The following is a 12,774-nucleotide window of genomic DNA, read 5'->3' on the forward strand; positions in this document are numbered from 1 at the left end:
CGGGTCAATCCAGATGCTGCGGTCAGAACGCCTCGGGTCTGGCCTCGCGCGCCATGTGGTCGAGGACGGCGTTGACGAACTTGGGTTCCTTGCCGTCCGGAAAGAAGGCCTTGGCCACGTCCACATATTCGGTGATCGCGACCTTGGGGGGAGTGGATAGGTCCACCAGTTCCGCCCCCGCCGCGCGGAAGAGCGCGCGCAGCACCGGGTCGATCCGGTCGATCGGCCAGGCAGCGACCAGCGCGCGGTCGGTCATCTGGTCGATCTTCGCCTGCCAGTTGACAGCGGCGCCCACGACGGCGCGGAAATGGTCCACGTCGCCCTCGGCGAATTCGCCTTCCTCGTAGGTCGCGCCGAAGCGGTGCGTCTCGAACTCGCGCGTCACCGCCTCGACCGTCTGGCCCGAAACCTCCATCTGGAACAGCGCCTGCACGGCGTAAAGCCGGGCCGCCGATTTCATCTGGCGCTTTTCCGTCCGCCTGTCCGTCATGCCCGGAAACCGATCCCCTTGGATTTCCCGGCCCATTTGCGCGAAAGCGCGATCAGGTGCAAGGCCGCCGCTGCGGCACCGCCGCCCTTGTTCTGGCCCTGCGGATCCGCGCGCACCTCGGCCTGGGCGCGGTTTTCCACCGTGAGGATCCCGTTCCCGATGCAGGCGCCTTGCAGGCCCAGGAGGCTGAGCGCGCGGGACGAGTCGTTGCAGACCGTGTCGTAATGCGTCGTCTCGCCCCGGATCACGCAACCCAGCGCGACATAGCCGTCATAGTCCGCCAGCCGTTCCGCCATGGCGATGGCCGACGGCACTTCCAGCGCGCCCGGAACCTCGACGAGGTCCACCTCGGCCGCGCAGGCGGCGGCCACCGCGCGGGCCCCGGCGACCAGGTTGTCGGTGATGTCCTTGTAATAGGGCGCCACCACGATCAGGAGTTTCACCGGCTTGTCGAAGCCGGGCAGGGGCAGGGTGTGATGGGTTTCGGCGGTGGCCATTTCCTACTCCTTGATGGGCCGGGTGCCGGCGATGGTCAGGCCGTAGGCATCGAGGCCCACGAAGCGCGGCGCAGCGGAGTTGGTGACGAGCGTGATCGACGACAGCCCCAGCGACGACAGGATCTGCGCCCCGAGGCCATACTGGCGCAGGGTCTGGGGCGAGTGTTCGCCCGGCGTTACCATCTTCATGGTGGTATCGCGCAGGAGGACCACGACGCCGCGCCCCTCGGCGGCGATGATCCGCATGGCGGCGGGCAGCTCTCCGCCCCCGCCGATGCCCAGCACATCCTCGAGCGGGTTCAGCGCGTGGACCCGCACCAGGACCGGGCCGGGGCCGGACAGGTCGCCCTTGGACAGGACAATATGTTCGTCGCCCTGCGTCTCGTCGGCGTAAACCCGCATCAGCCAGTCGCCGCCATGCGCGGAGGTGACGGATTTCACGGCCTTTTCTGTGATGAGGTTGTCGTGGCGGCGCCGGTAGGCGATCAGGTCCGAAATGGTGCCGATCTTCAGCCCGTGCCTCTGGGCAAAGGCCACCAGGTCGGGCAGGCGCGCCATCGTGCCGTCGTCGTTCATGATCTCGCAGATCACGCCCGACGGGTTCAGCCCCGCCAGACGCGCCACGTCCACGGCCGCCTCGGTATGGCCGGCGCGGACCAGGACGCCACCCTCGCGGGCGCGCAGGGGGAAGATGTGGCCCGGCGTGGCGATGTCGGCCGGACCCTTGGTCGGGTCGATGGCGACCGAGACGGTCCGCGCCCGGTCGGCGGCCGAGATGCCGGTGGTCACGCCCTCGCGCGCCTCGATGGACAGCGTGAAGGCGGTCTCGTGGCGGCTGGAGTTCTTCGGGCTCATCAGCGGCAGGCCCAGCTGATCGACCCGCGATCCGGGCAGCGCCAGGCAGATCAGCCCCCGGCCATGGGTGGCCATGAAGTTGATCGCGCTCGGCGTGCACATCTGGGCCGGGATCACGAGGTCGCCCTCGTTCTCGCGGTCCTCGTGGTCGACAAGGATGAACATCCGCCCGTTGCGGGCATCCTCGATGATCTCTTCGGTCGAGGAGATGGCGTCGGTGAATTCGGACATGGGCGCGGCCTCGCAAGCTCTCTCTGCCCGTCTATCGCGGGCGTGGCGCAAAGGCCAGAGGCTGTCCCCGCCGACTCCGCAGACCCGCTGTGCGGCGGCAGGGGCGTGGCCCTCTGGCACATCGCTTGCCTACCCGCGCGCGGACAGCACCGCGAGACAGGCGATCTCGGCAAGTTGCTGGTTCGCGCCCAGAATGTCTCCGGTCTGTCCGCCGATCCGGCGCAGCGCGGTGACTGCCAGCCAGAGCGTCACCGCAAGCGTGACGAAGACCATTGGCACCGCGGTCCAGCCGGTCAGCGCCACCGCGATGCCCGTCGCAAGCGCAAGGCCGGCCAGCGCGGTTGCGGCAGAGGGTCGGCCGGTGGCATGGCTCAGCCCCTCGCCCCGCGCATTGGGCAGAAGCGCCATGGTCAGCCCCATCGGTGCCCGCGACAGCGCCCCGGCGGCGATCAGGGCGGCCCAGGGGCCGTTGCCCTGCGACGTGTGGACGAGAACCGCCGTCAGCGCCGACCAGCGCGCCAGGGTCGCCAGCACGAGGGCCAGGACGCCGTAGCTGCCCACCCGGCTGTCCTTCATGATCTCCAGCCGCCGCTCGCGCGTCCAGCCGCCGAACAGCCCGTCCGCCGTGTCCGACAGCCCGTCCTCGTGCAGCGCGCCGGTCAGCATGGCGCCCGCCGCCAGCACCAGGACCGCCGCCACGCCCGGCGTCACGCCAAGCCAGAGGGCGCCGGCGGCAAGGGCAGCCCCCATCGCGCCGAGCACGGCGCCGACCAGCGGCCAGGCCCAGGCCGAGGCGGCTGCGGTCCCCCGATGGTCGGGCAGCGGCAGGCGGGTCAGCAGCGCGAAGGCCGACAGGAGGTCGGACGGCAGCCGGAGGGCGATGTCGCGGATTGGGGTCAAAGCGGCTTGTCCCGGCTGGCGTTCGTTTCGGCCATGGGGTAGCCCCGGACGCGACGATGTGCAATCCGGAGAAGACGATGCCGTTCCAGACCCTTGCCGATGTCCGTGCCGCCCTGCGCCAGCTTCCGGCCCCTGACGCGGCCGCGATCGCGGCGGCCGAGGCGCGCAACGGCCAGCTGACCAAGCCGCCCGGCGCGCTGGGCCGGCTGGAGCGGTTGGCGATCTGGATGGCGGGCTGGCAGGGAACCGACCGCCCGCGCGCCGGCAAGCCGCAGATCGTGGTCTTTGCCGGCAATCACGGGGTGACGGCCAAGGGCGTCTCGGCCTTCCCGGCAGAGGTCACGGTGCAGATGGTGGCGAACTTTGCCCATGGCGGGGCGGCGATCAACCAGCTGGCCCGCACCTTCGGGGCGAAGCTCGACGTGCATGCGCTGGACCTCGACCGGCCGACGGCGGATTTCACCGAAGGTCCGGCGATGACAGAGGCCGAGGTCGTGGCCGCCCTGCGCAAGGGATACGAGGCGGTGGACCCGGAGGCCGACCTGTTCGTGGCCGGCGAGATGGGGATCGGCAACACCACCTCTGCCGCCGCCATAGCCACCGCGCTTTACGGCGGCACCGGCTGGGCGGGGCGGGGCACCGGCGTTGACGACGAGGGGCTGCGCCGCAAGGAGGCCGCCGTCGCTGCCGGGGTGGAGCGGCACGCGGCGGCGCTGTCCGATCCGCTGGAGGTGCTGCGCTGCCTTGGCGGGCGCGAGATCGCGGCGATGGCGGGGGCGATCCTGGGCGCACGCCGGGCGCGGGTGCCGGTAATCCTGGACGGGTTCATCGCCTGCGCGGCGGCGGCGGTGCTGGACAAGGCCGCGCCCGGGGCGCTGGACCACTGCGTCGCCGGGCACCAGAGCGCCGAGGGGGCACATGCGCGGCTGCTGGAGAAGCTGGGGAAGGAACCCCTGCTGTCTCTCGGCCTGCGGCTGGGCGAGGGGTCGGGCGCGGCGCTGGCGATCGGGGTGCTGCAGGGCGCGGTGGCCTGCCATTCCGGCATGGCGACCTTTGCCGAGGCCGGGGTCGCCGAAGGCTGACAGGGGCTCCTCGTTCGACTTCGTCTCCTCGTCGCAGGTAGCTTCCCGCCGCGACGGGTGACGAAGTCATCGATGAGACGTCCGCGAGACAGGCTAGCCAGTCCGCAAACGTCCACGCGCAACAGGTTGATTTCTAGAGAGTACGAAGTCTGTCCTGCGTGGACGGGCTTAAGCCTTCGGCATCTTCAGGCTGACAAGACGCCCGCCCTTCTGGTAGCGCACCTCGGTCTCGGTGATCGCCTTAACCGTACCGCCGTCGATCTTGTCGCCTACCTTGACCTTCTTGTACTTGCCGTTCGACTGCCGGATCAGCGCATAACGGCGGGAGTCGGTGCCGTAGGTCCCGATCAGGTTGATCTTCGACAGATTGATCGCGTTCACGAAGGTCGCCTGTTTGGCCACGCTGGCCTTGGTCGGGATCGAGGGGGCGGCCTTCGCCACTTCCGGTTCGTCAAGCTCGTCGATCTCTTCGGGCTTTGCCGCTGCCGGGGCCGCGGCGGCCACTTCGACGACCTCTTCCTTCGGCGCGGCAGGCGCAGGTTCGCGCACCGCAGCGGCCACGGCAGCCTCGACCGCGCGGCTCATGTCCTGCGGGCGGGCGGCGGGCCGCATCGAGATCGCGACGATCGAGGGGTTCTGCGCCTCGAGAGCGGCGGCCTCGGCCAGCTTCGCCTGGGCCTGCGCGGTCAGCGAGGCACCCTGGGCACCAAGATCGGCGGGCGCGGCGCTTGCGGGCAGGATGGCGGCGGCGGCAGCGGTCACGCTGGCCGGGCGCGGCAGGGGGCGCAGGCCCGCGAAGCGGGTGGCGGCAGCAGAGCCGAGCGAGGCGTCGTCCTCTCCGCCAGCAGCGGCCGGGGCCAGACCCTCGGGGCGCGGGCGCGGCCGGAACCCCGCCATCTCGGGGTCGGACGGGATCGTCGCCTCGGGATCCGCGGTTTCGCCGGCGGTCGCCAGCGAGGCATCTGCGGCATCGGAGGCCGCAGCTCCTGCTTCTGCCGGGGGCGCCGAAACGGCGGCGGCCGCCTGGGCGGCGGCCGCGGCGGCCTCGCTGCGGGGCGGCGGCACAAGCGGCGGCTTGCCCGCAATAAGGAACACGCCGTCGGGACTGAGAATGCCCTCGGGCGTCGGTTTCAGCAGGCCGGCGGCATCGAACTGGTAGACCGTTCCGGGCGCGGGCGGCGGCATCACCGGGTCGGGCAGGCTGTCGCGCGGATCGGCCAGCGGCGGCAGGGCAAGCGCGTCCAGCGCGGGGGGAGGGGCATCCATCGCCGACAGGAAGATCTCGTCCTGGTCCTCGACCGGAGCCGACGCGGTGGCGACCTCGGTGGTCACGGCTGTGTCGGGTGCGGGTTCGGGCGCCGGTTGGACGGGCGGCGTGGCGGGGGCCTCGGCAACGGGTTCCGGCGTGGGTTCCGGCACGGGCTCGACAATCTCGGCTGCGACCGCGGTCGCGTCCGCCGGAACATCCGGTTCGACCGCCTCGGGATCGGCGACCTGCGCGGTTTCCTCCCCGGCATCTGCTGCCAGGCTCTCGGTGGCCAGCGCGTCGAGGTCGGCCGAGCGGGCGGATTCGCCGGCCTCGGGCAGCGGTTCGGTCAGGCCTTCGGGATCCTGCATGTCGGCCAGCATCTCGTCGCTGGCGTCCGGGATGGTCTCGGTCGCGGCAGCCTGCGGCGCCGCATCGCGCGAGCCGATGAAATAGGAGGCCCAGGCGGCGACCAGCGCGAGGAACAGCAGGAGGAGCCCGACCATGATCATGAACACGGTCCCGCTGCGCCGTTTGGCCGGGACCGCCGCACCGAAGGTGCCGCCCGGGCGGGCCGGCGACTTCACCGTGGTCGGCCCAAGCGACGGACGCGGGATGTCGCCGCCCTTGACCTTGACCTTGGCGCGGGTCCCGGGGATCGAAGGCGCGGTGACCAGGCCGGAATAGCCCTTCGCGGTTGCGGGCCGGGCGGCGGCGGTCTTGGCGGCGACCGCCGGGCGGGTGACGCCATCGACCGGACGGGCCGCAGCCTCGCCCGCCGCGGCCCGCCGACTGGCGAAGGCCACCATCGCGGCCGAAGGGGGCGCAGGCGGGATGTCATCCTCGACCGTGTCGGCAAGCACGCCCGAGACAGACCCCTTGCCGGCCCGCGTCCCGACCGGGGCGGCAGCGGCCGGGGACATGTCGGTGTCGCCCTCGGGGAAGGCCTGCGTGTCGGTGACATGCGCGAAGGGCGCTTCCTCGGGCTCGGGTTGCGGTTCGGGGCCGCGGGCAGGGGCCGAGGGCGCAGATGCGGCCATGGCGGCCGCCCGGTCAATGCCGCGTTCGGTTGCGACGGCTGCCTGAGGAGCGGGGGGCAGATCGGCGACGGGCCCCTCCTCGTCCATCAGGTCGAGGGCCGCGGGTTCCGCCGCCTGTGCAACGGGCGTGACCTCGGCAACCGGCAGGTCGGCGTTCAGCGCCTCTTCCAGGCCCGGGAGGGGATCGTCATCCTCGACCGGCGCCGCGGGGGCGGGGGGCGGCGCCGAGGCGGTGGCGGGCTCGCTCACTGTCTCGGCTTCGGGCGCGAGAGGCGCGACCTCGGCCTCGGCGGCGGGGGCTGCCTTCGGCAGTTCCCGGTGCAGGACCGTCACCGGCTCGCGGTCGCGCTCGACGGTCTCGTCCTCGGAAAGGAGGCTCGCCGCGGCATTTGTCGGTCCGAACCACGGTTCGCCCACGAAGGTGCCATCTTCCGGGATCGCCACGAAGGAGACCGGGTTCAGCCTGTGTTCGACGGCAAAGGCCTCGGCCTCTGCCAGGGTTTCCTTCGCCACCACGGCCACCTTGACCGTCGCGCCCTTGCCGGACCAGTCGAAGACGAGCTCCTCGACGGCATAGGGGGTCCGGCCTTCCAGCGCGGCGGCGATCTGGCGGCGCTTCTCGTCGCGGCTGGGCCCGGGGGCATGGATCTCGGTGTAGAGGATCTGGCTGTTCGGCAGGATCAGCTTGGTGGCCAAGCCCATCGGCGACAGGCCGAGCGCGGTCTTGCGCATGTAGTCCAGCGCCTCGGCGAGATCGGGGGCGTCGAAGGCGACCTCGCCGATCGAGAGCCAGCCCTTTGGTGTCCGATGCAGAAGACCGATGGTCTCGCGCGTCAGGTCAAGTGCAAATGTCGGTTTCATGTCGCGGGTCTAGCACGGATCTTGGAGGTGCTGGAACGTGCCCCAGCCGGTTGCTGCCTTAGTAAAGCAGCTTTTCGCCGAAGGGAAGGAAAACGGCCAAGGAAGCGGTTGCGGCGCGCGTCACAGTCACGAATTGTCGCGCAAAACGAAGGAGACCCCGATGCGTGCCCTGAATGCCCTCTTCCTGTCCGCAGCCCTGGCCCTGCCGCTGGCCGCGCCGACCCTGGCCGAGGACGGCCCCTTGCGCACGATCAGCGTGACCGGCACCGGGACGGTCGAGGCCGCGCCCGACATGGCCACGGTGACCATCGGAGTGACCACGCAGGGCGAGACGGCGGCGGCGGCGCTGGCGGCCAACACCACGGCGACGGACGCGGTGATCGCGCGGCTGACCGCCTCGGGGATCGAGGCGCGGGACATGCAGACCTCGAACCTGTCTATCAACCCGAACTGGACCGGCTATGACAGCTCCAGCCCCCGCATCTCGGGCTATGTTGCCGCGAACATGCTGACGGTGCGGGTGCGCAAGCTGGACGCGACCGGCACGGTTCTGGACGCGGCGGTGGCCGATGGTGCCAACACGCTGAACGGGCTGACCTTCGGCCTGGCCGACCCCGAGCCGGCCTACAACGAGGCGCGCAAGGAAGCCGTTGCCGATGCCCGCGCCAAGGCCGAGCTTCTGGCAGCGGCCGCGGGGGTCAGCCTGGGGCAGGTCCTGTCCATCGCCGACGGCGGGGCGATGACCGATCCCGCGCCGATGTATCGCGAGGCGGTCTCGGCCGTGCCGGTGCCGGTGGTGGGCGGAGAGCTGGGCCTGGTCGCCACGGTGACCATGACCTTCGCCATCACGGACTGACGCCCGGCCGATTGGTGGACAAGCGGCGGAATTCGCAGGGGTTTCGCCCTTTCGCGTCATGATTTGGCCAAAGTCGCAGGGCAAAAGCGCCGCGAGAGGACAGTGCAGGAGCAGCCAGGATGATCCGCGGACCGGTCAGCCTCGTGATCGTCGGGGCAATCTCCATGGTCATGTTCCTTCTGGTCTGGAAGGGACCGCGCGCCTTCGAGGACTACCTGCCCGAATCCGCCATGGCCTTCCTCGAGGGGCAGGCCATGCTGTCCACCTTCGGCGATCCCGCCACCGCCCGGGACGGCAGCCCCGAGGACATGCTGCGCGACGGCCCCGACGGGCTTGAGGCCAGGGGGCCGATCGCTGCCCTGGCCGGCAACCGGCCGGTCCTGATCTCGGGTGTGCTGAAGGGCCACGAGACGCGGATCGCGAAGGACATTCCGGCCGAGATCACCACGATCCGGCCAATCTCGGGCTGCAAGCCGACGCCCCCGACGCCGGAGGCGCTGGTGGGCCACGTCACGGCCGGCAGCAGCGGGCTTGAGACGGCGCTTCTGACCTATGGCGACCGGGTGCTTGCCGATGCGGTGCAGGTCTTCGTCAACAGCTATCGGCAGACGGGCAGCGGCACCGTCTCGGCCCAGGCCGAACTGGCCTACGAGGCCTACGATGTCGCGGTCACGGAAACCGCGCGGCCGGTCTATCTTGTGTTGCTGAATTTCCATGGCCACCAGATCTGGAACATCCACCTCGCCGAGGGCGCCCGGGTCGAGCGGGTGGTGCTTCTGGGAGGCGAGCAGGCGGGGGTGGCCAACCTTGACCCTGTGGTCCCGGTCGAGGTCATGCCGGCCGCGGCGCTGGCGGCCTGCGGGCTGGCGCCCGCCTATCCGCTGAACCCCGGCCACCGCTTCTTCGAGGTGCTGGCCTCTGGCCCCGAGTCCTATCGCAAGGAAGCCGAAGTGAAATACGCGGCCATGCAAGAGGCGATCCTGGCCTGGAACACCTGGTTCCGCGACACCTTCGGCGTATCGGCCGAGGAGATCCGTGCCGGGTTCGACGAGGGCATGGTCTCGGTCGTGGGGCCCGTGCCGGGTGAGGCGGGGCCGCTGGCGGTCTATGCGCCGATACAAGGGTCGCGCATCCGGACGACGCAGGATACCTACTTCGAGGTCCGCGGCCAGGGCGAGGCAGCGAACAGCTTTGCCGGTCGGGTCAAGGCCATCGCGACCAGTTTCGCCTTCGGCGATCTGGCCTATCTGAGGCAGGGAGTGTCCTTCTGATGCTGCGCCTTCTGATCGGAACCGGGGTCCTGTTGATGGCGGTGGGCTTCGGCGCCGCCGGCTGGCAATACTGGCAGGGACTGCCGAAGGCGGAAGCCGCACAGGCCGACGCCAAGGCGCCCGAAGCGGGCGGGACGGCGGCCGCCGCGCCGCCGCCACGGCAGACCTGGCTGATCTCGCCTTCGGGCGGGCTGGTGCCGCAGGACGATGTCCGGGCCTATCTGGCGCAGGAGCGTTTCGCCGAACGCCGCACGGCCACGGTGACCCGGCAGGCGCGGCTCACGGACCTGCTGGCCGAGGGCGAGACCCTGCCGCAGCCCGAGTATCTGCAGGTGCTGGCCGACATCCGCGCGCCGAAGGTGGCCGAGGGGCTCTGCGCGGTGCTCGTGCAGTCGCTTGCCACGGATTGCGCAGTCAATGCGGCGCGGGTCGTCGAGGGTAGCGTTGATCCGGTCGCAGGCACGGCGCAGTTCCGCCTGGAAGTCGTGTATCGCCTGCCCGACACCGAGGACCTGCCCGACCTTGCCGCGCATGTGCTGCGCGACGACACGGTTTCGCTGACGCTGGCGGCCGGAGCCGAGGGCACCGCCAGCGCCGAGACCGCGCTCGCTGCCGCGGTGTCCGCAGGGACCGACGCCTGTGCGGCGCAGGCCGATGCGAAGGTCTGCCGGGTGGTGCAGGTCGTGCTGGACTGGGCTCCCGACCAGCCGGTCCAGGCGCGGGCAAGGATTGCCTGGCTGGCACCGCTGCCGAAGGGCATGTTCCCCGCCCCGCCGCTCGGCCCCGCACCGGGGGGCTGAGGCAGCGGGGCAGCGGGGCGTATCGCCTCAGGCCGTGGCCTTCGTCAGCGCCTGGTCGAGGTCGGCGATGATGTCGCGCACGTCCTCGATCCCGATGGACACCCGAACCACGTCGGGCGCCGCGCCGGCCTTGATCTGCGCCTCTTCGCTGAGTTGGCGATGGGTGGTCGAGGCCGAGTGGATGATGAGGCTGCGCGTGTCGCCGAGGTTCGCCACATGGCTGAACAGCTTCACGTTGTCGATCAGCTTGACGCAGGCCTCGTAGCCGCCCTTGACCGAGAAGGTGAACAGCGCGCCGGGGCCCTTGGGCGTGATCATCTGCGCGAGGTGGTAGTAGGGCGAGGACTTCAGGCCGGGGTAAGTGACCTTGCCGATCCGGGGGTCCTGCTCCAGCCATTCCGCGACGATCTGGGCGTTCTGGACGTGGCGTTCCATGCGCAGGGCCAGCGTCTCGATCCCCATGAGGGTGTAGTGGGCGCCCTGAGGGTTCATGGTCATGCCCAGATCGCGCAGGCCGATGGCGATGGAGTGGAAGGTGAAGGCCATGTTGCCGAGCGTCGGGTGGAAGACGAGGCCGTGGTAGGCCGGTTCGGGCTGCGAGAGCGAGGGGAACTTGTCGTCCTTCGACCAGTCGAACTTGCCGGAGTCGACCACGATCCCGCCGGTGACGGTGCCGTTCCCGGTGAGATACTTGGTCGCCGAATGGACGACGAGGGTCGCGCCGTGCTCGATCGGGCGGCAGAGGTAGGGGCTGGCGGTGGTGTTGTCCACGATCAGCGGGATATGCGCCTGGTTCGCGACGCGGGCGATGGCGGGGAGGTCGGAGAGGGCTCCGCCCGGGTTGCAGATCGTCTCGCAGAACAGCGCGCGGGTGTCGGCGTCGATGGCCTTCTCGATTTCCTTCGGGTCGTCGAAATCGACGAACTTCGCCGACCAGCCGAACTTTCGGATCGTGTTCGAGAACTGCTGGATCGTGCCGCCGTAGAGCTTCGTGGAGGCGACGATGTTGCGCCCCGGGGCCATGATCGGGAACAGCGCCATGATCTGCGCGGCATGGCCCGAGGAGCAGGCGATGGCCCCCGCCCCGCCTTCCAGCGCCGCCACCCGGTTCGCCAGCGCCGAGACGGTGGGGTTCGTCAGGCGCGAGTAGATGTAGCCCACCTCTTGCAGGTTGAAGAGTTTCGCCGCGTGGTCGGCGTCGCGGAAGACGTAGGCGGTGGTCTGGTAGATCGGCACCTGCCGGGCGCCGGTGGCGGGGTCGGGCGCGGTGCCGGCGTGGATCGCAAGCGTCTCGAAGCCGAGGGGTCTGTCGGTCATGGGTCGTTCCTCCCTGTTTCCGGGCAGGGTAGGAGGGATCGCTGCGGCTGGCAACGGGAAGCTGTCCACGGTGGACAGGGCGGTGCGAGATAAGGAAATCAACGGCTTGGGCGCGGAGGTTTACGGAATATTCATCCCTGATCCGGCCTTGCGGCAGGAGGATCGTTGCGCGGGGCACAGCTTTCTGCTTGCCTCGTCCCGACCTGACCGGAGCGCCCCCATGCTGACCCCCTTCCACCTGGCCTATCACGTCACCAGCCTGGACGAGGCCCGCGCCTTCTATGGCGGCGTCCTTGGCTGCCGCGAGGGGCGGAGCACGGAAACCTGGGTCGATTTCGACTTCTTCGGCCACCAGATCAGCCTGCATCTGGGCGAGCCGTTCCGGACGACGAACACCGGCAAGGTCGGCGACCATCTGGTGCCGATGCCGCATCTGGGGCTGGTCCTGCACCTGCCGGACTGGCGCGCCCTGGCCGACCGGCTGACGGGCGCCGGGGTGGAGTTCGTCCTGCCGCCGCAGGTGCGGTTTCACGGGCAGCCGGGGGAGCAGTGGACGATGTTCTTCCGCGATCCGAGCGGGAATCCGATCGAGGTGAAGGGGTTCGCGCGGATGGAGGCGGTGTTCGAGGGGTGATGGCGAGTCGGTCTGAAGTCCGACCTACGTCAGTAATGGTATCGGCACTGCGCGATGTCCAAGGTCTGATCGGCCGCCGACCCTGACACCCGATAGACCAGACGGTGTTCGCTGGTGATGCGACGGGACCACCAGCCGGTGAGATCTCCCTTCAGCGGTTCGGGCTTGCCGGTGCCGGAGAAGGGATGGCGACGGCATTCCTCGATCAGGGAGTTCAGGCGGTGCAGCACCGTCGGGTCGGCGGTTTGCCAATGCAGGTAGTCGGCCCAGGCATGGGCGGCGAAGCGGAGTTTCACTCGATGGACCGCAACTCACCGCCGCCCGCGTCCAGTTCGGCGATGGCTTCGTGCAGGCGCTGTGCGTTCTTCGGCGAGGACAGGAGGTGCAGGGTTTCCTGGATGGCATCCCATTCGCCTTGGGCGACCATGACCACGGCCTCGCGCCCCGTGCGGGTGATGATCGCGGGATCACGGTCCTTGACCACGCGGTCCATGGTGGAGGCGAGGTTGTTGCGGGCGTCGGTGTAGGTGAGGATGGTCATCGGGCTCTCCTTGTGCAAGGATATGTGCAGGATACTGTACATGTCAAGAGTTGCGCATCGATTGGGCATCCGGTGCGCTGTAGCGCACCCTGCGATGCGTTTTCGGTTGCGCTTCCGACGCGGGCGGCCAACTCTGCGCCTCTGGCGAGGGAG

The 12,774-nt window shown here is 70.0% G+C and carries 13 protein-coding genes; 5 read left to right on the top strand and 8 right to left on the bottom strand.

Translation table 11 applies throughout. The features are described 5' to 3' along the window. Nucleotides 1-22: 22 nt before the first annotated feature. The 4 genes from nusB to cobS form a co-directional block, all read right to left on the bottom strand. Complete coding sequence (gene nusB, locus FL625_RS14865) at nt 23-490, bottom strand: transcription antitermination factor NusB (RefSeq protein WP_235019438.1); 468 nt, start codon at nt 488-490, stop codon at nt 23-25. Continuing rightward, a complete protein-coding gene (locus FL625_RS14870; RefSeq protein WP_149589463.1) occupies nt 487-987 on the bottom strand; it encodes a 6,7-dimethyl-8-ribityllumazine synthase in 501 nt (166 codons plus the stop codon). Before FL625_RS14870 ends, nusB begins: the two co-directional genes overlap by 4 nt. Nucleotides 988-990: 3 nt before the next feature. Further along, nucleotides 991-2,073 carry a 3,4-dihydroxy-2-butanone-4-phosphate synthase gene (gene ribB / locus FL625_RS14875; protein ID WP_149589464.1) on the bottom strand — a complete coding sequence of 361 codons (1,083 nt, stop codon included), beginning with the start codon at nt 2,071-2,073 and terminating at the stop codon, nt 991-993. 129 nt (nt 2,074-2,202) lie between these two features. Continuing rightward, complete coding sequence (gene cobS, locus FL625_RS14880) at nt 2,203-2,964, bottom strand: adenosylcobinamide-GDP ribazoletransferase (protein WP_149589515.1); 762 nt, start codon at nt 2,962-2,964, stop codon at nt 2,203-2,205. 86 nt (nt 2,965-3,050) lie between these two features. On the opposite strand from cobS, the gene cobT reads away from it, so the two are divergent. Continuing rightward, nucleotides 3,051-4,055 carry a nicotinate-nucleotide--dimethylbenzimidazole phosphoribosyltransferase gene (gene cobT / locus FL625_RS14885; protein ID WP_235019440.1) on the top strand — a complete coding sequence of 335 codons (1,005 nt, stop codon included), beginning with the start codon at nt 3,051-3,053 and terminating at the stop codon, nt 4,053-4,055. A 168-nt stretch (nt 4,056-4,223) separates the two neighbouring features. On the opposite strand, the gene FL625_RS14890 is transcribed toward cobT, so the two are convergent. Further along, entirely contained in the window at nt 4,224-7,202 is a 2,979-nt protein-coding gene (locus FL625_RS14890; RefSeq protein WP_149589466.1) for a ribonuclease E domain-containing protein, read from the bottom strand. Nucleotides 7,203-7,362: 160 nt separating this feature from the next. Here FL625_RS14890 and FL625_RS14895 point away from each other — a divergent pair, with 160 nt between their 5' ends. From FL625_RS14895 to FL625_RS14905, 3 genes are all read left to right on the top strand, one after another. Further along, on the top strand, nt 7,363-8,058 hold the full coding sequence (locus tag FL625_RS14895; protein WP_149589467.1) for an SIMPL domain-containing protein: 696 nt from the start codon (nt 7,363-7,365) through the stop codon (nt 8,056-8,058). 119 nt (nt 8,059-8,177) lie between these two features. Further along, complete coding sequence (locus tag FL625_RS14900) at nt 8,178-9,329, top strand: hypothetical protein (RefSeq protein ID WP_149589468.1); 1,152 nt, start codon at nt 8,178-8,180, stop codon at nt 9,327-9,329. Beyond that, nucleotides 9,329-10,129, top strand: coding sequence for a hypothetical protein (locus FL625_RS14905; RefSeq protein WP_149589469.1), 801 nt, complete (start codon nt 9,329-9,331; stop codon nt 10,127-10,129). Before FL625_RS14900 ends, FL625_RS14905 begins: the two co-directional genes overlap by 1 nt. 27 nt (nt 10,130-10,156) lie before the next feature. Here the strand turns inward: FL625_RS14905 and FL625_RS14910 are convergent, their stop codons facing one another. Continuing rightward, the gene (locus FL625_RS14910) at nt 10,157-11,446 is read right to left on the bottom strand and encodes an O-acetylhomoserine aminocarboxypropyltransferase/cysteine synthase family protein (RefSeq protein WP_149589470.1); all 1,290 of its coding nucleotides are present in this window, start codon (nt 11,444-11,446) and stop codon (nt 10,157-10,159) included. Between the two features lie 220 nt (nt 11,447-11,666). Here FL625_RS14910 and FL625_RS14915 point away from each other — a divergent pair, with 220 nt between their 5' ends. Further along, nucleotides 11,667-12,080 carry a VOC family protein gene (locus FL625_RS14915; RefSeq protein WP_149589471.1) on the top strand — a complete coding sequence of 138 codons (414 nt, stop codon included), beginning with the start codon at nt 11,667-11,669 and terminating at the stop codon, nt 12,078-12,080. 29 nt (nt 12,081-12,109) lie between these two features. On the opposite strand, the gene FL625_RS14920 is transcribed toward FL625_RS14915, so the two are convergent. Continuing rightward, nucleotides 12,110-12,376: a Txe/YoeB family addiction module toxin gene (locus FL625_RS14920; RefSeq protein ID WP_149589472.1), complete on the bottom strand. Its 267-nt coding sequence runs from the start codon at nt 12,374-12,376 to the stop codon at nt 12,110-12,112. Then, nucleotides 12,373-12,621, bottom strand: a complete 249-nt coding sequence (locus FL625_RS14925) for a type II toxin-antitoxin system Phd/YefM family antitoxin (RefSeq protein ID WP_149589473.1) — start codon at nt 12,619-12,621, stop codon at nt 12,373-12,375. The genes FL625_RS14920 and FL625_RS14925 overlap by 4 nt, the downstream gene beginning before the upstream one ends. Nucleotides 12,622-12,774: the final 153 nt, after the last annotated feature.

It is taken from the genome of Tabrizicola flagellatus (assembly GCF_008271465.1).
GTDB lineage: Bacteria > Pseudomonadota > Alphaproteobacteria > Rhodobacterales > Rhodobacteraceae > Tabrizicola > Tabrizicola flagellata.